This window comes from Streptacidiphilus sp. ASG 303 (assembly GCF_020991365.1).
Classification (GTDB): domain Bacteria; phylum Actinomycetota; class Actinomycetes; order Streptomycetales; family Streptomycetaceae; genus Peterkaempfera.
The window spans coordinates 225738-244016 of record NZ_JAJLRA010000002.1 but is presented as its reverse complement, the minus strand read 5'-3'; the positions used below and the strand labels follow the sequence as shown (position 1 = coordinate 244016).

Genomic DNA, 18279 nt, shown 5'->3' with positions numbered 1-18279 from the left:
TTCCTGGTCTCCAGGAGGGGTGGTGCGCCGGGCTCCTGGCTGTCCGGCCCTCGGTAGGAGCGATACGGGCCCTCCGCGTGGCAGTACCTACGACTTCATGTCCGTACCGGAGCCCTTTTCCTAATGACGAGCAGCACCGACTCTTCCCGCACCACCCCGCAGGTGGCGGTCAACGACATCGGTTCCGAGGAAGACTTCCTCGCCGCGATCGACGAGACGATCAAGTACTTCAACGACGGCGACATCGTCGACGGCGTCATCGTGAAGGTCGACCGGGACGAGGTCCTGCTCGACATCGGTTACAAGACCGAAGGTGTCATCCCCTCCCGCGAGCTGTCGATCAAGCACGACGTCGACCCGCACGAGGTCGTCGCCGTGGGCGACAACATCGAGGCCCTGGTTCTCCAGAAGGAGGACAAGGAGGGCCGCCTGATCCTCTCGAAGAAGCGGGCGCAGTACGAGCGCGCCTGGGGCACCATCGAGAAGATCAAGGAAGAGGACGGCATCGTCACCGGTACCGTCATCGAGGTCGTCAAGGGTGGTCTCATCCTCGACATCGGCCTCCGCGGCTTCCTCCCCGCCTCCCTGGTCGAGATGCGCCGCGTCCGCGACCTGCAGCCCTACGTGGGCAAGGAGCTCGAGGCCAAGATCATCGAGCTGGACAAGAACCGCAACAACGTGGTCCTGTCCCGCCGTGCCTGGCTGGAGCAGACCCAGAGCGAGGTCCGCCAGACCTTCCTCACCACCCTGCAGAAGGGCCAGGTGCGCTCCGGCGTCGTCTCCTCGATCGTCAACTTCGGTGCCTTCGTGGACCTGGGCGGCGTCGACGGCCTCGTCCACGTCTCCGAGCTGTCCTGGAAGCACATCGACCACCCGTCCGAGGTCGTCGAGGTCGGCCAGGAGGTCACGGTCGAGGTCCTGGACGTCGACATGGACCGCGAGCGCGTCTCCCTGTCGCTGAAGGCGACCCAGGAGGACCCGTGGCAGCAGTTCGCCCGGACCCACCAGATCGGCCAGGTCGTCCCGGGTAAGGTCACCAAGCTGGTCCCGTTCGGTGCGTTCGTCCGCGTGGACGAGGGCATCGAGGGCCTGGTCCACATCTCCGAGCTGGCCGAGCGCCACGTGGAGATCCCGGAGCAGGTCGTCCAGGTCGGCGACGAGATCTTCGTCAAGGTCATCGACATCGACCTCGAGCGCCGCCGCATCAGCCTCTCGCTGAAGCAGGCCAACGAGGCCTTCGGCGCCGACCCGGCGTCGGTCGAGTTCGACCCGACCCTGTACGGCATGGCGGCGTCCTACGACGACCAGGGCAACTACATCTACCCCGAGGGCTTCGACCCGGAGGCCAACGACTGGCTGCCCGGCTACGAGAAGCAGCGCGAGGAGTGGGAGCGCCAGTACGCCGAGGCGCAGTCCCGCTTCGAGCAGCACCAGGCCCAGGTCATCAAGAGCCGCGAGGCCGACGCCGAGGCTGCGGCCGAGGGCGGCGACGCGGTGGCCGCGGCCGCCGGCGGCTCGTACTCCTCCTCCAGCGACGAGGGCTCCGGCGCCCTCGCGTCGGACGAGGCGCTCGCCGCGCTCCGCGAGAAGCTGGCCGGCGGCCAGAGCTGATCGCGCGGTAGCGACCAGGTAGACGCCTGAAGCAGGGCCCCGAACCGGACATCCGGTTCGGGGCCCTGCTGCGTCTCCGGACGGCGGGGGGAGAGCGATGTGCCGGACATGTCATGCATGGGATGTATGCGGAGAGTAAGGAGATCATCCGTAAAGTGTGATCTGTTTCAAAGCGGATAGGTATGGGAACCTTTGCGCCCCTTGCCTAGGTTGGAGAGGCGACACCTGAACGGGCCCCACCCGGCCCCGGAAGCAAGGTCTCCCTCTTCATGCTCCTCACCCTCCTGGGGCTGCTGCCGCGTCCGCGCCGCATCCTGCTCCTGCTCCTCCCCGTCCTCGCCGCCACCGCCGGCGCCGTCCTCGGCGGCCGCTCACTGCGCCGGACGAAGGGGGCGCCCGGGCAGCCCCCGGCGGTGTCCCGCCGCTCCTCCTCGGCCTCCCGCCGCCCCTCCCCGGTGCCCGGCAGGCCCCCCGCGGCCGGCGGGCCGCCGTCCGGACCCTGCGCGGAGGACGGCGCGCCGCGCTGCGGCGGCACCCTGGCCGCCGTCGGCCGCACCGCCCACCGCCACCGGCGCTGGGTCCTGGCACTGTGGGCCGTCGTCCTGGCCGCGGGCGTGCTGATCGGCGGACGGGTCTTCGAGAGCGCCGGCACCGGCGCCCAGGCCGCCGGGTCGGAGTCCGCCCGGGGCAGCGCCGCGGTCGCCGCCGCCGACCCCGCCGCCGGCACGGTCACCGCCGTGGTCGACGGCCCCCGGGTGGACGACCCCGCGGTCCGCTCCGCCGTGACGGACGCCGCGCGCGCCGTCTCCGCGCTCCCCGGCGTCGCCTCCGTCTCCGACGCCTACGGGAGCGGCCCGGCCGCCTCCGCCCTGCGGTCGCAGGACGGCCGGGCGAGCCTGGTCGTCGCCCGGATGGCCGACAGCGCCGGCGACGCGCAGGTCGACGCGGTGTCGGCGCGGCTCCAGGAGGTCCAGCAGGCCGCCCCCGGCACCCGCGTCACCGTCGGCGGCGACCTCGTGCTCTCCCAGGAGGTCAAGCACCAGACCGCCCGGGACACGCGGTTCGGCGAACTGGTCACCCTGCCGGTCACCCTCGTCGTCATGGTGCTGGTCTTCGGCGGCTTCGCCGCGGCGAGCCTGCCCCTGATCGGCGCGGTCGCCTCCGTCGGCGGCGCCCTGCTGTCGATCTTCGGCTTCAGCCGGATCATGGCACTGGACACCAGCGTGCTGCCGATCGCCACCGTCCTCGGTCTCGGCCTCTCGATCGACTACGCGCTGCTCATGGTCAACAGGTTCCGCGAGGAGCGGGGCCGCGGCGCCTCCGTCGCCGCCGCCGTGGAGCGCACCAGCGCCACCGCGGGCCGGACCGTCGCCTTCTCCGGTGTGACCGTGGCCGTCGCCCTCTCCGGCCTCTTCGTCTTCACCAGCCCCGTCTTCCGCGCCGTCGGCGCGGCCGGCGTCAGCGTCGTGGTGATCACCGTCGCGGCCGCCCTCACCCTCGTGCCCGCCCTGCTGGGGTTCGCCGGGCACCGCATCAAGGCGCCCGCCGGGCCGGTGCCCGACGACGGCTTCTTCGCCCGCACCGTGCGGCTGGTCCAGCGCCGGGCGCTGCCGGTGGCACTGGCGGCCGTCGCCCTGCTGGCCGCCGCGGGCGCGCCGTTCCTCACCGCCCGCGCGCAGAGCGCCGGCGCCCACGTCCTGCCGGCCTCCTTCGCCAGCCGCGCGGTCGCCGACACCGTGGAGAAGCGCTTCCCGCAGCAGGCCCCGGCGCCGGTCACCGTCGTGGTCGAGGCGCCGCAGGCGCGGGCGCAGGACTACGCACGGTCGCTCGCGGACCTGCCCGGCGTGGCCGGCGTCCGCCCCGCCCAGCAGGTCGGAGACCGCCTGAGCACCGTCGACGTCATGGTCGCCGGGGACCCCCAGGGAGGCGCGGCCCAGTCGGTCGTCGGCGAGCTGCGCGGCCACCGCGACGGGCTGCGCACCTGGGTCACCGGCGACGCCGCCACCGTGGTCGACTTCAAGCAGGAGATCGCCCACCGCGGGCCGCCCGCCTTCGCCCTGGTCGCGGTCGGCACCCTGCTGCTGCTCTTCCTCATGACCGGCTCGGTCGTGGTGCCCGTCAAGGCCCTGCTGATGAACGTCCTGTCGCTGGGCTGCTCCCTCGGCGCGCTCACCCTGGTCTTCCAGCACGGCTGGTTCAGCGGCCTGCTGGGCTTCACGCCCACGGGCGGCCTGGAGAGCTACGTGCCGGTGCTGGTCTTCGCCTTCGCCTTCGGCCTCTCCATGGACTACGAGGTCTTCCTGCTCGCCCGGATCAAGGAGCTCCGGGACGAGGGGCACAGCAGCGCCCGCGCGGTGGAGCTCGGCCTCCAGCGCAGCGGCCGGATCATCAACTCCGCGGCCCTGCTGATGGTGGTCGTCTTCGCCGGGTTCGCCGCCGGGCAGATGCTGATGATCAAGGAGATGGGCATCGCGCTCGCCGTCGCCGTCGCGGTCGACGCCACGCTGGTCCGCTGCCTGCTGGTACCGGCCGCCATGAGCCTGTTCGGCGAGTTCAACTGGTGGGCGCCGCGCCCCCTGAAGCGGCTGCACGGCCGGGTCGGCCTGCGGGAGCACGTGGTGCTGCCGCCGCTGCCCTCGCTCCGGCCGCACCTGCCCTCGCTGCCGGCCCTGTCCTCCCTGTCCTCCCTGCCCCAGCTGCCGCCCATCCCGCAGCTCCCGCCGCACCTCGCCGCCCGGCTCCCGCACCCCCGCCTGCCCCGTCCGGCGGCAGCCGCCAAGCCGTAGGGCCGGGGGACCGGCGGGCCGCCCCCCGCTCCGGGCCGCGGCCCGCCGGTCCCCGCCGCCGCAGGGCGGTGGGGACCGGGCGGCGGTCCGGCGGCCCCGTCAGGCGACGCCGAGCACCACCTTGCCCCGGACGCGGCCCGCCTCCACCAGCTCGTGCGCCTTCGCCGCGTCCGCCAGCGGCAGCACGCTCTCCACCACCGGCCGCAGCCGCCCCTCCTCCACCAGCGCCCTCAGCGCCAGCAGCCCGCCGAGGTCCGGCTCCACCAGGAAGCCGGTCATCCGCAGGCCCCGCTCCTCGGCCTCCCGCGCCACCGCCGGGTCGCTGCCCGACGGCACCGCGACCACCAGGCCGCCCGGCCGCAGGGTGCGCAGCGACCGGCGCAGGTGGTCGGGGGTGCCGATGCTGTCCACCACCACGTCGACGTCCCGCACCGCCTCCTCGAAGGGGACGGCGGTGTAGTCGACCGCCTCGTCCGCCCCCAGCGACCGCAGGAGGTCGTGGTTGGCGGCCCGGGCCGTGCCGACCACGTACGCGCCGCGGGCCTTGGCGATCTGCACCGCCAGGTGCCCCACCCCGCCCGCGGCGGCGTGCACCAGCACCCGCTGCCCCGCCTCCACCCGCGCGGTGTCGACCAGGATCTGCCAGGCGGTGAGCCCGGCCAGCGGCAGCGCCGCCGCCTCGGTGTGGGAGAGCCCGGCGGGCTTGGGCGCGAAGTGCCGGGACGGCGCGGTCACGTACTCGGCGAACGCGCCGGCGGCCCGCGGGAACCACGGCATGCCGAACACCTCGTCGCCCGGCTTCAGGGTCGTCACGCCGAAGCCGACCTCCTCCACCACCCCGGACACGTCCCAGCCGAGCACGAACGGCGGCGCCCCCAGCACCCCCGCCATGCCGGCCCCGGCCCGGGTCTTGGCGTCCACCGGGTTCACCCCGGCCGCGTGCACCCGCACCAGCACCTCGGTGGGGATCGGCTCCGGGCGGTCCACCTCCGCCGTCCGCAGCACCTCGGGGCCGCCGAAGCGGTCCTGGACCACCGCCTGCATCCGCGCAGTCATGCCCTGCTCTCCTTCGTCGTGTGCGCCGCGCCGGTCGTCCCCGCCGTGCGGCGTCTGCCACCGTCCACCCTGGACCGGGGGAGGGCGTGCCGGTAGACGGCACTCCAGAGTGCCTGCCCCGGGAACACCCGCCCGCCCCGCCGCCGTTGCCCCCCGCATGGACCCCGCACGACGCACGGACCCGGCACGACGCACGGACCCCGCAGGGCCGGGCCGCCCCGGCGAGCGCCCCCGGCGCCCGCGCCTCGCGGCCGCCCCCACCGCGCCCGACGACGGCGACCTCTGCCCCTGCCGCCTCCTGCTGGACCGCCTCGGCGACCGCTGGTCCGCGCTCGCCCTGTGCGTCCTCCACGAGGGGCCCGAGTACCACGGCGGGCTGCGCCGGGCCATGGGCGGCGAGGTGAGCCGCCAGGTCCTCACCCGGACCCTGCGCGCCCTGGAGCGCGACGGCCTGGTGGACCGCGAGGTCGAGCCCGGGCCGGTGCTGCGGGTCCGGTACGCCCTCACCCCGCTCGGCCGCACCCTCGCCGAGCCGCTGGCCGCCGTCCGGGACTGGACCGACCGCCACCGCGACGCCGTCGACGCCGCCCGGGCCGCCTACGACGCCCGGCCGCCGGAGCCCGCCGTCACCGAGCTGCGGCGGGCCGTCCCGCCCGAACCGCCCGCCTCGGCCTCCGCGGCGGCGCGGCGGTAGCCTGGCCCGATGCTGAGAGTGGGCCTGACCGGCGGCATCGGCGCCGGCAAGAGCGAGGTGTCCCGGCTGCTCGCGTCCTGGGGCGCGGTCCTCGTCGACGCGGACCTGATCGCCCGGGAGGTCGTCGAGCCCGGCACCCCCGGCCTGGCGGCGGTCGCCGCCGAGTTCGGCGAGGGGGTGCTGCGGCCGGACGGCGCGCTGGACCGGCCGGCCCTCGGCGCGCTCGTCTTCTCCGACCCCGGGCGGCTGGCCGCGCTCAACGCGATCGTCCACCCGCTGGTCCGGGAGCGGTCCGCCGAGCTGGAGGCCGGCGCGGGACCGGGGGACGTCGTGGTCCAGGACATCCCGCTGCTCGTCGAGAACGGGCTGGGGACGCTCTTCGACGTCGTGGTCGTCGTGGACGCGCCGGACGACGTGCGCCTCGACCGCCTCGTGCGGCTGCGCGGCATGGACGAGGACGAGGCCCGCGCCCGGATGGCGGCCCAGGCCGGCCGGGAGGAGCGGCTGGCCGCCGCCGACCTGGTCGTCGACAACGGCGGCCCGCTCGCCGACCTGGAGCCGCGGGTCCGCGAGGTGTGGGAGCGGCTGCGGGAGCGGGCCGCCGCCTCCTGAGGCTTTGCGGCCCCGTCGGGCCCGGGAGCGCGTCCCGGGCCCGTTCCTCCCGGGCCGCAGCGGTGTCGGACAGGGAGCTGGTGCCGCCGGACGTCTCGCGCCGTTCCCGGTCCCTCCCGGACCGAGGTCCGGCCCCTGGAGCCACCGGGGCCCGCCGCGGGTGTCCACGGCGGGAACACGCTCGGCCCGGTGTGTTCGGCCGGATTCGTCGGGATAACAGGCCCTGGCGCCCTGGGCTGCGCACCGAACGGAAGCAGCACCGGGGGCGGCCCCGGCCCGACTCCCGGTGCGGGGCGCGACGGGCCTCCCGGACGGGACAGGCGCGTCCGGGAGGCTCCTTCGGTGGCGTGCCCTGTCGCGGCTCTCCTACGCGGCGGCCCGGTCCGCAGCCGGGCGGCGGCGGGACAGGGCGTCGTCGAGCGCCGGAGGACGCCAGGCCCCGTCTGCCCGGTACAGGTCGGTCCCCGGCGGGACGATCGCGTCGATCCGGTCGAGCGCGGAATCGTCGAGCACCAGCGACGCCCCGGCGAGGAGGTGCTCCAGTTGCTCGGCGGTGCGGGGTCCGATGATGACCGAGGTGACGGCGGGGTGTGCCGCGGGGAAGGCCACCGCGAGCTGGGGGAGCGAGCAGCCGAGCTCGTCGGCCAGGCCGGCCAACTGCTCGGCTGCGGCCAGCTTGGCGGCGTTCCCGGGGACCGCCGGGTCGAAGCGGTGCGGGGTGAGCCGGGCCCGCCCGGTGGAGAGGTCGACGGGGCGGCCCTGCCGGTACGCGCCGGACAGGAAGCCGGAGGCCAGCGGGCCCCAGGTCAGGACGCCCATGCCGAGGCGGCGGCAAGTGGGCAGCACCGAGGACTCGACCCCGCGGGCCAGCAGCGAGTAGGGCGGCTGCTCGGTCCTGAAGCGCTGCAGGCCGCGGCGTTCGGCGACGTGGTGGGCCTCCACGACGTCCTCGGCCGGGAAGGTCGAGCAGCCGAAGGCGCGGATCTTCCCCGCCCGCACCAGGTCGCCCAGGACCCCGAGCGTCTCCTCGATGTCGGTGGTGTGGTCGGGCCGGTGGATCTGGTAGAGGTCGATCCAGTCGGTCCGCAGCCGCCGGAGGCTGTCCTCCACGGCGCGCAGGATCCAGCGCCGCGAGTTGCCGCCGCGGTTGCGGCCCTCCGTGAGCGGGAAGTGCACCTTGGTGGCGAGGACCACGTCGTCGCGGCGCCCCAGGAGCGCCTTGCCGGTGATCTCCTCGGACTCGCCCGCCGAGTACATGTCGGCGGTGTCCACGACGTTGACGCCCGCGTCGAGGGCCGCGTGGACGATGCGGACGCACGCGTCGTGGTCGGGGTTCCCCACGGCGCCGAACATCATGGTGCCAAGGCAGTGCGTGCTCACCTCGATGCCGGTGCCGCCGAGGACGCGATAGCGCATGGTGCTGCTCCTTTGCCGGTGGGTGCGGTGCGCTGTGCACCCTAGGAGTTCGAGTCGACTCGAGATCAAGCCTCTAGGCTGGCGGGATGGCTGAGCGGGAGCAGGACCTGAGTATCGGTCAGGTTGCGGAGCGCACCGGACTGAGCGTGCACGCGCTGCGCTTCTACGAGCAGGAAGGGGTGATGTTCGGCCCGGTGCGGCGCGGTCCTGGCGGTCGGCGCGTGTACGGGGAGCAGGACGTGGGCTGGCTGAACCTCTGCGTCGTCCTGCGGGGGTCCGGCATGCCCCTGCCGGAGATCCGCCGTTACACCGAGCTCGCCCGGCAGGGGCCCGGTACCGAGCGGGACCGCCTCGCGCTGCTGCTGCGGCACCGGGAGGCGGTGGACGCGCAGATGGAGCAGCTCCGGCGGTGCCGGGAGATCGTCGATCACAAGGTGAGGGTGTACGAGGACGCCCTCGACGGCGCTGCCGCCCTTGCCGAGGCCGATGCCGCAGGCCCAGCGCGGCCGGGGTTGGGGCGCTCGGCCTGAGGGGTGCGTCCCCGACGCCCGCCGAGGGGTGCCGGGGACGCCGGTGCGGCGGCCCGGGACTACGGCTTGACGCCGACCGCCGCGTAGCCGGGCGCGCGGTCGTCGCCGTCCTGGAGGGGCCCGTCGGGGCGCCACAGCGGGGTGGTGACCAGGCCCGGCTCCTCCAGGTCCAGCCCCTCGAAGAAGGCGGCGACCTGCTCGCGGGTCCGCGGGACGAGCGGCGCGGTGGAGTTCGCGTACAGGGCGCGGGCCCGGTCCACCTGCTCGGGCGTCGCGAAGTCGCCGGTGGCGTGGGAGAGCACCAGGCGGCTGCCGGAGGGCAGGGCCTCGGTGAGGCGGCGGACGATGCCCACCGGGTCCTGGTCGTCGCCGAGGAAGTGCAGGACGGACACCAGCATCAGCGCGATCGGCCGGTCGAAGTCCAGGACGGCGCGGACCTCCTCGTCGGCGAGGATCTTCTCCGGATCCCGCAGGTCGGCCTGGATCACGGTGGCGTTGCCCCGGCCGGCGGCCGCCAGCAGGGCGCGGCCGTGCACCAACACGATGGGGTCGTTGTCGAGGTAGGCCACCCGCACGTCGGGGGCGACCTCGGCGGCGATCTGGTGGGTGGAGCCCGCGGTGGGGATGCCGGTGCCGATGTCCAGGAACTGCCGCACGCCCTCGCGTGCGACGTGCCGCACCGCCCGCTGCAGGAAGGCGCGGTTGGCGAGCGCGCCGGTGCGGAACTCGGGGCTGATCCGCAGGGCCTGCTCGGCGGCCTCGCGGTCGGCGGGGAAGTTGTCCTTGCCGCCCAGGAAGTAGTCGTACATCCGTGCCGGGTGCGGGATGTCGGTCCGCAGGTCGGTGGGAGGCCGGACGCCGTCCTCGTCCGCGTGCATCCACTGCTGGCCCTGGCTCATCGCATCTCCCCGGGAGGGTCGGTCTCCTTCGTGTGCGTGCAGGATAGGGCGGCGGCCCGCTCCGGATGCCGCCGCCCCGTCAGATCCCGCTACCAGCGGGTAGTTTCCGGCCACCCGGCCCCTCGGCGGCCTGTCCCGGGCCGTCCCGATCCGTCCCGGGCCGTGCCGTGTTGCACCGGGCCGTGCCGAGCCGTGCCGAGCAGTGCCGAGCAGTGCCGAGCCGGACGGTCCCGGGCCGTGGACGGGACGTGGACGGGCCGGACCGTCCACGGACGCCGCGCTCCGGAGCGGACCGCTCAGCCCCCGACGCGCACCACCGCCGCCGAGGCCGGCGGCAGCGCCAGGCCGTCCCTCCGACCGCCCCCGCCGGGGGCCCCGTCGCAGCCGAAGGCGGCGAGGACCTCGGTGCGCGTGCCGCCCAGGGGGACGGTCCGGGGTGCGGAGGAGAGGTTGACGGCGGTCCGGTACGGTCCGCGGTGCACCACGAGCCACCGCTCGCCCTCGTCGAAGGAGACCTCGACCGCCGACAGGTCCGGGTCGGTGAGCCCCGGGTGGGCGCGGCGCAGCGCGATCAGCTTCCGGTACCAGGCGAGCAGCGCCCGGTGCGGTTCGCGGTCCGGCTCGGACCAGTCGAGGGTGGAGGCCGCCACCGTGGAGGCCGCCTGCGGGTCGGGGATCTCGTCGGCCTTCCAGCCGTGCCCGGCGAACTCCCGCCTGCGGCCCTGCCGGACGGCCTCGGCGAGGTCCGGGTCGGTGTGGTCGGTGAAGTACTGCCAGGGCGTGGCGGCACCCCACTCCTCGCCCATGAAGAGCATCGGGGTGAACGGCGAGGTCAGCACCAGGGCCGCCCCGGCGGCGAGCAGGCCGGGGGCGACGGTGGCGGAGAGCCGGTCGCCGAGGGCGCGGTTGCCGACCTGGTCGTGGGTCTGCAGGTAGCCGAGCAGCCGGTGCCCGGGGGTGCGGTGCAGGTCCAGGGGGCGGCCGTGGGTGCGCTGCCGGAAGGAGGACCAGGTGCCGTCGTGCAGCCAGCCGCGGGTCAGGGTGCGGGCGAGCGCGCCGAGGGGGCCGCGGGGCAGGCCGGCCACCGCGTGCGGGGGGCCGGAGGGCTTCCCGGCGAAGTCGGCGTAGTAGCCCTGGTCCTCGCCGGTGAGGGCGGTGTGCAGGGCGTGGTGGAAGTCGTCGCTCCACTGGGCGGCCAGGCCGAGGCCGCCCGCCTCGCGGGGGGCGGTGGTGCGGGGGTCGTTGAGGTCGGACTCGGCGACCAGGAAGAGCGGGCGGCCGGTGGCGGCGCCCAGGCGGTCGACCGCGCGGGACAGCTCCTCCAGGAAGGGGGTGGCGCGGTCGTCGGCGAGGGCGTGCACGGCGTCCAGCCGCAGGCCGTCGATGCGGTAGTCGCGCAGCCAGGCCAGGGCGCTGCCGATCAGGTACTCCCGGACCTCGTCGGAGCCGGGGGCGTCGAGGTTGACCGCCGCCCCCCAGGGGGTGTGGTGGCGGTCGGTGAAGTAGGGGCCGAAGCGGGGCAGGTGGTTGCCCGCCGGGCCGAGGTGGTTGTGCACGACGTCGAGGACGACGCCGAGCCCGCGCCGGTGGGCGGCGTCCACGAAGCGCTTCAGGCCGTCGGGCCCGCCGTAGGGCTCGTGCACGGCCCAGAGGCTGACGCCGTCGTACCCCCAGCCGTGGCGGCCCGGGAAGGGGCAGACCGGCATCAGCTCCACCAGGTCCACGCCCAGCTCCACCAGGTGGTCCAGGCGTGCGGCCGCCGCGTCGAAGGTGCCCTCGGGGGTGAAGGTGCCGACGTGCAGCTCGTACAGGACGCTGCCGGGCAGGGCGCGGCCGTGCCACACCACGTCCGGCGACCAGGGGAACGCGCCGTGGTCCACCAGGCGGCTCGGGCCGTCGGGGCCGTGCGGCTGGCGGGCCGAGCGGGGGTCGGGGAGCAGGTCGCCGCCGTCGAGGCGGAACCCGTAGTCGGAGCCGCCGGGGTCGGCCGGGGCCTCGGCGCGCCACCATCCCGGCCGGTCGGGCTCCGGGTGCATGGGGTGGCGGGCGCCGTCGACCTCCACCTCGACGTGTCCGGCCTCGGGGGCCCAGAGCCGGAAGGGGTGGGCGGTGGCGCGTGCGGCCATGCGGGACTCCTCGGATGCGTCGGGCGGATCGGCGCGGGGCCCGGCCGGCGTCCTGCACCGTCCGTCCGCCCGTACGTACGGGCGGTCCGGGCGGTCCGGGCGGACGGGCCGGGCCCACGGACAGGCGTACCCGCCCGGCGCCGCCGGGCATGCCCCCGCGGCGCCGGACGGGTGGGTTCAGCCGGCCAGCAGCGCCACCGGCAGGTGCTCCAGCAGCTCGGCGACCGGCAGCACGCCGGGGGCGAAGGTGCGGCCGGTGAGCAGGTCGGTCCAGCGTCCGGCGGGGCAGCCGGGCAGCTCCAGCGAGGTGTCCGCCCAGCCCCCGTCCCGCTCCAGCCCGTACGGCAGGCGGGTGGCGGCGGCCAGCACGTCGTCGCCGCGCACGTGGGCCAGCAGGTGCTCCGCCGCGGTGCCGCGGGCGGCGAGCGGCGTGTACCCGCCCGCGAAGGAGCCGGGCCGGTCGCGGCGCAGCCGCAGCGCCGCGGCGGTGAGGCGCAGCTTCTCGGCCGCGAGGCCGTCCGGGGCCGCCCCGGCGTCGAGGGCGGCCAGACGGCGGCCCATGGCGGCGAGGTCGACGGGGCGGCGGTTGTCGGGGTCGACCAGGGTGTACAGCGGCTCCTCGCTGCCCTGGTACAGGTCGGGGACGCCGGGGACGGTGAGGTGCAGCAGCGCCGCGGCGAGGGTGTTGCTGCGCGCGTACGGGGCGTGGGCCTCGACGAACGCCGCGACGGGACCGGTGACCTCGGGGTCGTCCAGCACCGCGCGGGCGTACCGCTCCAGGGCCTCCTCGAAGCCGGGGTCGGGCTCGGTCCAGGAGGTCTGCAGGTCGGCCTCGCGGACGGACTTCAGCAGCGCCCCGACCAGCCGGTCGCCGTCGATCGGCCAGGCGGCGGCGAGGGTCTGCCACAGGAGGTACTCGGCGGCGGGCCCCGGGTGCGGGCCGGTGCGGTGCCGGGCGGCCGCCCGCGACCAGGCGCGGTGGGCGGCGGCCCAGGTGCCGGGCGTCTCGGCGAGCACGGCGAGCCGGGCCCGGGCGTCGGCGCTGCGCTTGGTGTCGTGGGTGGAGAGCGCGGTGAGCCCGGCGGGCCAGTGCCGCCGGACGTGCGCGCACCAGGCGTGGAACCGGTCGGGCGCGGTGCCCGGATGGCCGGGGTCGCCGCCGACCTCGTTGACCGACAGCAGCGGGTACCAGCGGTAGAACGCCTTGTCCTCCAGGCCCTTGGCCGCCGCTGCGGAGCAGGTCTGGGCGAAGCGGGCGGCGAACTCGTCGCGGGCCGGGCCGCGCCCGAGCCGGCCCAGGGCGAGGTCCCGGACGGTCTCCAGCGCGGCGGCGAGCTGCTCGGCGTCGGAGGGGGCGGGCACGGGCTCGGCCGGGACGGTGAGCGGCGCGCCGGGCGCGGGGGCGGCGTCGGCGAGCGCGGTCAGCTCCCGGGCGGCCTCGCCGGGCGCGGGCTCGCCGGGCACGACGTAGGGCCGGTAGACGGGGTGGGCCGCGACGAGCTGGGCGGCGGCCTCGGTCAGCGCCCAGTCGGGGTGGTCGCGGTGGGCGGCGACCCCGGCGTCGGGGGTCTCGTCGCAGGCACGGGCGGCGGTGCGGCCCAGGCGTGCGATCTCCGCGGCCAGCTCGCGGCGGACGACCTCGCGCCGGGCGTCGGCGGCGGCCCGCCGGTAGACGGCGGACGGGTCGGCGGCGTCGGCCGGGGGCGCGCCGGGGGAGGGGGTGAGCAGGCCGGCGGCGTCCTCGGCGATCCGCCGCACGCCGTCGGGGTCGGTGAGCACCCCGTCGACGTGCAGCAGCGCGTCGTAGCCGGTGGTGCCGGCGCAGGGCCAGTCCTCGGGCAGCCGCTCGTCGCCGGTGAGGATCTTCTCCACGACCGTCCAGGCGCCGCCGGTGGCCTCCGCGAGCCGGCGCAGGTAGCCGCGGGGGTCGGCGAGGCCGTCCGGGTGGTCGATGCGGAAGCCGTCGAGCACCCCTTCCTCGTACAGCCGCAGCAGCACGCCGTGGGTGGCGCGGAAGACCTCGGGGTCCTCGGCGCGGACCGCGATGAGGTCGTTGACGGTGAAGAACCGGCGGTAGTTGAGGTCGGTGCGGGCCAGCCGCCACCACGCGAGCCGGTACCACTGGTGGTCGAGCAGCTCGGGCAGCGGCAGGTGCTCGGTGCCGGGCCGCAGCGGCAGGACGTGGTCGTGGTAGCGCAGGACGGGCTCGGCGGGCGCGTCGCCGGTCTCGGGGTGCCGCACGGCGGCCTTGCCGGGGGAGAGCTGGTCCAGGACGGCGCCGAGGCGGTCACCGAGGAGCGGCAGCAGCACCCGGCCGCGGTGGGGGGCGTCGGCGGGGCCGGTCTGGGCGGTCCAGTCGATGTCGAACCAGCGGGCGTACGGGGAGTCGGGCCCCTCACGCAGGACGTGCCACAGCGGGTGGTTCAGGTGCTCGGGGACGGGGAGCGCCATGTGGTTGGGCACGGTGTCGGCGACCAGCCGCAGGCCGTGGGCGCGGGCGCGCTCCGCGAGGGTGCGCAGGGCGGGCTCGCCGCCGAGCTGCTCGCTGATCCGGGTGTGGTCGACGGTGTCGTAGCCGTGGGCGGAGCCCGGTGCCGCCTCCAGCAGCGGGGAGAGGTGCAGGTGGGAGACGCCGAGGGCGGCGAGGTGGGGGACGGCCGCCGCCGCGTCGTGGAGGGTGAAACCGGGCTGCAGCTGGAGCCGGTAGGTGGCGGTCGGCCGGGGACGGTCGGCGGTCGGCCCGGTGCGGTCGGGTGCGGCGGCTGTCATGTGCCCATGCCTACCCGGTGGAGGCGCGGTGCACATCCGGGCGCGGGCGTGAGGGCGAATCCGTCCGCCGTCCGCCGTCCGCCGTCCGCCGTCCGCCGTCCGCCGTCCGCCGTCCGCCGTCCGGGCCGGCAGTGCCGGCAGCTGCCGGCGCTCGGCGGGCGGACGTCCTGAGGCGGCCGCGTCATCGTTGTCATGACCCCCGCCGATCGACGGGGGTGGACGAATCCGATTCATCCGCTCGTATGACGACCTGGTGAAACCCTAGTTACCGAGGACTTCTGACGGTTCTGCGGCCAAAATTTGTCGCTAGTGTGTCCCCCGGCCGCACATGTGGCCGAAGTGCGAGGGGTGGCTGCGCGCCGTACGGCGCGCGGTGTGCGGGGAGGGTGCGTGTCTTCCGTTTCGGAAATCGCCGACAGCGTCTGGTCCTGGGTCGTGCAGGCGACCGCCGAGACCTCCTGGCGCGACGTGATGCCGCTCGGCGTCGCCGGCGTCTTCGTCTGGGCCCTGTGGCTGGTGCGCGCCGTCGTGTCGCGCTTCAACAAGCCCGTGGTCAACGACTTCCGCACGACCACCTCGGTGGTCGTGCCGTCCTACCGGGAGGACCCGGACATCCTCATGGAGTGTCTGGCCACCTGGCTGGAGCAGGACCCCACCGAGGTCATCGTCGTGCCCGACGTGGCCGACACCGAGGTCCAGCGCCGGCTCGCCGAGGTGGCGGACCCCCGGCTCCGGGTGATCGTCTTCGAGCACGCGGGGAAGCGCTCCGCCCTCGGCGTCGGCATCCGCGCCGCCGTCGGCGAGATCGTCGTCTTCGCCGACTCCGACACCCGCTGGACGCCCGGACTGCTCGCCGCCGTCCAGATGCCCTTCGCCGACCCCGGCGTGGGCGGCGTGGGCACCCAGCAGAACGTGTACCAGCGCGAGACCAGCGTCTGGCGCCGCATCGCCGACTGGCTGGTCAACCTGCGCTACTACGACTACGTGCCCGCCATGGGCAAGTACGGCGGCGTCGCCTGCCTCTCCGGCCGCACCGCCGCCTACCGCCGCTCCGCGATCCTCCCGGTCGTGGAGAACCTGGAGAACGAGTTCTTCCTCGGCCGCCGCTGCGTCGCCGGCGACGACGGCCGGCTCACCTGGCTGGTCCTCGCCCAGGGCTACCGGACCGTCCACCAGTCCTCCGCCCGCGCGGTGTCGATGTTCCCGGACTCCTTCCGGGCCTTCGTCAAGCAGCGGGTCCGCTGGAGCCGCAACTCCTACCGCTGCTACCTCACCGCCGTCGCCAAGGGCTGGCTGTGGCGGACCCCGCTCGTCACCAAGGTGACGGTGCTGCAGATCCTGCTCACCCCCGTCACCATGGGCATGGCCGTCGGCTACCTGCTGCTCAGCCGCCTGGAGATGACCCCGCGCAGCGCGGCCATGGTCCTCGTCTGGCTGCTGCTGGGCCGCGGCGTGCGCGGCTACTCGCACCTGCGGCGGCACCCGAAGGACCTGCTGATCCTGCCGCTGCTGGCCGTGGTCGTCATCATGATCTCGCTGCCCGTCAAGCTGTACGCCTTCGTCACCATGAACAAGCAGGGCTGGCTCACCCGCAGCGCCGACCGGATCGGCGGCGAGGGGCAGACCGCCGCCACCCTCGCCCCGCCGTCCGGCGTCTCCCTCGACCTGCTGGCCGAGGCCGCCCCGGCCGCCGAGGCGCCCGGCGCCCCCCGCCAGGACGCCGCCCTGCCGCACCAGCGCACCGCCGGCGGCACCGGCCACGGCACCCCGGCCCACGGCACCCCGGTCCACGACACCCCCGTTCACCAGGAAGAGGTCATCGGAGCGTGACCCGCACCCCCGTGCGCGGCGCGTCATCGCGCCGCGCGGTCCCCGCGACCCTGCTCGCCGCCCTCGCCGGCGCCGCCCTGCTGCCGGTCGCCGCCGCGACCCCGGCCGCCGCCGACACGGCGAGGCCCTCCACGACCTCGCCGCAGACGGCCGAGCGGGAGGCCGCCCTCGTCGCGGAGGAGGACCGCCGGCTCATCGAGGTCCGCTCGGTGGCCGCCGTCGCCCCCCTGCGCGGCCGGACCTGGACCAGGCCCTACCGGCTGGACACCGGCGGCGGCTACACCCTGGTCCTCACCCAGCGCAGCGCCCCCTACACCGTCGCGGACCTGCTCACCCTCGCCCCGCAGACGTTCACCCGGCAGCGGGACGGCTCCTACCTGCTGACGGAGAACCTCTACCTCAACTCCGGCGCCAAGCTGAAGCTCTCCAACCCCGGCGGACTCAAGCTGCGCCTCGCCAGCAACGACCGCGGCTTCGTCTCCATCGTCTCCTTCGGCGGCACCCTCACCATCGCCGGCACCCCCCAGGCCCCGGCGCAGATCACCAGCTGGGACCCGCGGACCGGCCGGTCCGACACCGAGGTGGCCGACGGCCGCGCCTACATCCGCGCCATCGGCGGCACCTTCGACATGGAGTACGCGGACATCACCGGCCTGGGCTTCTGGTCCGGCCGCACCGGCGGCCTCAGCCTCACCGGCACCGACCGCCCCAACACGGGCAACGTCGAGACCTCGCAGCACGTGACCAAGGACGAGCGCCACCAGGCCAAGGCCGACCGGCTCTCCGGAGGCGGTCCGGCCAGCTCGGGCACCCCGCTCAGCAGCGGCGACGTGCAGGCCAGCCCCGCCGGCCCCCTCGGCACCCCCGACGCCCGCTTCTCGGTGCCGGGCCAGAGCTACGTCTCCGCCAAGGTCGCCCACTCCACGCTGCGCGGCAACGCCTTCGGCCTCTTCATCTCCAGCGCCAACGGCGTCTCCGTCAGCGACTCCACCATCGAGGACAGCCTGGAGCACGGCCTGGTGCTGCACCGCTTCGCCTCCAGCACCGTCGTCGAGCGCACCACCTCCCGGCACAACGGCGGCGACGGCTTCGTCCTCGCCCGCGCCACCGAGGAGGTCCGCATCAGCGGCTCCACCGCGGCCGACAACGGGGGCAACGGCTTCACCCTCAGCGGCCAGCCCCTCGCCGAGGGACCGTCCGCCTCGGGCGAGTCCGTCGACAAGTACGGCTCCAACTCGGTCTCCAACAGCGTGGCCCGCAACAACGGCCACTACGGCATCGAGGTCGTCGGCGGCACCGACATCGGCGTGCAGAACAACCGCGTCGAGGGCAGCGACATGGGCATCGTCGCCCGCCAGCGGGTCGAGAAGGTCTCCATCACGGGCAACCAGGTCACCGGGCAGCGGCGGCAGGGCATCGCGGTCCGCGACGCCGTCCGGGACGCCACCGTCACCGGCAACGTGGTCGAGGACAGCGACACCGCGATCTACGTCCGCGACTCGCGGGCCGAGGTCCGCGGCAACACCGTGCAGGGCGCCGGCAACCACGGCGTCAGCCTCGTCGGGGACACCGCCGGCTCGCTGGTCAGCTACAACGTGGTCGCCGGCGTCGGACCCAGCGCCATCGACACCTCCCGCTCCCACGGCGGGGCCACGGTGAAGGAGAACCAGACCTTCGCCTGGCACGACACCAGCTCCTTCTGGGTCCGGTTCCGGCACTACATGAGCCCCATGACGATGCTGTGGACCGCGATCCTGCTGCTCATCCTGTTCGCCGCGCTGCGGGGACGGAAGCGCGGACAGCGGGTCCTCGGCGCGCACCCGTACACCGACAAGCGCCCGCTGGGCGGCCGGTCCTGGGCGCTGCGCCGCGGCGACCGCCGGACGTCCGGCGGCGAGACCGGGCCCGCCCCGGCGCACTGAGCCCGGCCGGCGGGCCGGCCCCGGCCGG

12 protein-coding genes are annotated in these 18279 nt (G+C 75.4%); 7 read left to right on the top strand and 5 right to left on the bottom strand.

Going from position 1 to position 18279, the window contains the following annotated elements; genetic code table 11:
• The first annotated feature begins 123 nt into the window (after positions 1–123).
• Positions 124–1611, top strand: a complete 1488-nt coding sequence (rpsA, locus tag LO771_RS03780) for a 30S ribosomal protein S1 (RefSeq protein ID WP_230648139.1) — start codon at positions 124–126, stop codon at positions 1609–1611.
• A 269-nt stretch (positions 1612–1880) separates the two neighbouring features.
• Entirely contained in the window at positions 1881–4397 is a 2517-nt protein-coding gene (locus LO771_RS03775) for an MMPL family transporter (protein WP_230648138.1), read from the top strand.
• Positions 4398–4496: 99 nt separating this feature from the next.
• Here LO771_RS03775 and LO771_RS03770 read toward each other — a convergent pair whose 3' ends face one another.
• Entirely contained in the window at positions 4497–5453 is a 957-nt protein-coding gene (locus LO771_RS03770) for an NADP-dependent oxidoreductase (protein ID WP_230648137.1), read from the bottom strand.
• A gap of 157 nt (positions 5454–5610) precedes the next feature.
• Here LO771_RS03770 and LO771_RS03765 point away from each other — a divergent pair, with 157 nt between their 5' ends.
• Together LO771_RS03765 and coaE are read left to right on the top strand one after the other, a co-directional pair.
• Positions 5611–6147, top strand: coding sequence for a helix-turn-helix domain-containing protein (locus tag LO771_RS03765; protein ID WP_230648136.1), 537 nt, complete (start codon positions 5611–5613; stop codon positions 6145–6147).
• Between the two features lie 9 nt (positions 6148–6156).
• Entirely contained in the window at positions 6157–6759 is a 603-nt protein-coding gene (gene coaE / locus LO771_RS03760) for a dephospho-CoA kinase (RefSeq protein WP_230648135.1), read from the top strand.
• Between the two features lie 366 nt (positions 6760–7125).
• On the opposite strand, the gene LO771_RS03755 is transcribed toward coaE, so the two are convergent.
• Complete coding sequence (locus LO771_RS03755; protein ID WP_230648134.1) at positions 7126–8175, bottom strand: aldo/keto reductase; 1050 nt, start codon at positions 8173–8175, stop codon at positions 7126–7128.
• 86 nt (positions 8176–8261) lie between these two features.
• On the opposite strand from LO771_RS03755, the gene LO771_RS03750 reads away from it, so the two are divergent.
• A complete protein-coding gene (locus tag LO771_RS03750; protein ID WP_230648133.1) occupies positions 8262–8705 on the top strand; it encodes a MerR family transcriptional regulator in 444 nt (147 codons plus the stop codon).
• A 59-nt stretch (positions 8706–8764) separates the two neighbouring features.
• Here LO771_RS03750 and LO771_RS03745 read toward each other — a convergent pair whose 3' ends face one another.
• From LO771_RS03745 to treY, 3 genes are all read right to left on the bottom strand, one after another.
• Entirely contained in the window at positions 8765–9604 is an 840-nt protein-coding gene (locus LO771_RS03745) for an SAM-dependent methyltransferase (protein WP_230648132.1), read from the bottom strand.
• A 296-nt stretch (positions 9605–9900) separates the two neighbouring features.
• Positions 9901–11730, bottom strand: a complete 1830-nt coding sequence (gene treZ, locus LO771_RS03740; RefSeq protein WP_230648131.1) for a malto-oligosyltrehalose trehalohydrolase — start codon at positions 11728–11730, stop codon at positions 9901–9903.
• A gap of 177 nt (positions 11731–11907) precedes the next feature.
• Positions 11908–14499, bottom strand: coding sequence for a malto-oligosyltrehalose synthase (gene treY / locus LO771_RS03735; protein WP_230648130.1), 2592 nt, complete (start codon positions 14497–14499; stop codon positions 11908–11910).
• Between the two features lie 390 nt (positions 14500–14889).
• Between treY and LO771_RS03730 the strand changes: the two genes are divergently transcribed.
• Positions 14890–16329 (top strand): glycosyltransferase family 2 protein, encoded by a 1440-nt coding sequence (locus tag LO771_RS03730; RefSeq protein WP_308188823.1) that lies wholly within the window; start codon positions 14890–14892, stop codon positions 16327–16329.
• Complete coding sequence (locus LO771_RS03725) at positions 16326–18251, top strand: right-handed parallel beta-helix repeat-containing protein (RefSeq protein ID WP_230648129.1); 1926 nt, start codon at positions 16326–16328, stop codon at positions 18249–18251. The genes LO771_RS03730 and LO771_RS03725 overlap by 4 nt, the downstream gene beginning before the upstream one ends.
• Positions 18252–18279: the final 28 nt, after the last annotated feature.

What these genes read in the sequence shown, in the direction of transcription:
- rpsA (WP_230648139.1), top strand. Translation starts at nt 124, where the DNA reads ATGACGAGCAGCACCGACTCTTCCCGCACCACCCCGCAGGTGGCGGTC.
- LO771_RS03775 (WP_230648138.1), top strand. Translation starts at nt 1,881, where the DNA reads ATGCTCCTCACCCTCCTGGGGCTGCTGCCGCGTCCGCGCCGCATCCTG.
- LO771_RS03770 (WP_230648137.1), bottom strand. Translation starts at nt 5,453, where the DNA reads ATGACTGCGCGGATGCAGGCGGTGGTCCAGGACCGCTTCGGCGGCCCC.
- LO771_RS03765 (WP_230648136.1), top strand. Translation starts at nt 5,611, where the DNA reads ATGGACCCCGCACGACGCACGGACCCGGCACGACGCACGGACCCCGCA.
- coaE (WP_230648135.1), top strand. Translation starts at nt 6,157, where the DNA reads ATGCTGAGAGTGGGCCTGACCGGCGGCATCGGCGCCGGCAAGAGCGAG.
- LO771_RS03755 (WP_230648134.1), bottom strand. Translation starts at nt 8,175, where the DNA reads ATGCGCTATCGCGTCCTCGGCGGCACCGGCATCGAGGTGAGCACGCAC.
- LO771_RS03750 (WP_230648133.1), top strand. Translation starts at nt 8,262, where the DNA reads ATGGCTGAGCGGGAGCAGGACCTGAGTATCGGTCAGGTTGCGGAGCGC.
- LO771_RS03745 (WP_230648132.1), bottom strand. Translation starts at nt 9,604, where the DNA reads ATGAGCCAGGGCCAGCAGTGGATGCACGCGGACGAGGACGGCGTCCGG.
- treZ (WP_230648131.1), bottom strand. Translation starts at nt 11,730, where the DNA reads ATGGCCGCACGCGCCACCGCCCACCCCTTCCGGCTCTGGGCCCCCGAG.
- treY (WP_230648130.1), bottom strand. Translation starts at nt 14,499, where the DNA reads ATGACAGCCGCCGCACCCGACCGCACCGGGCCGACCGCCGACCGTCCC.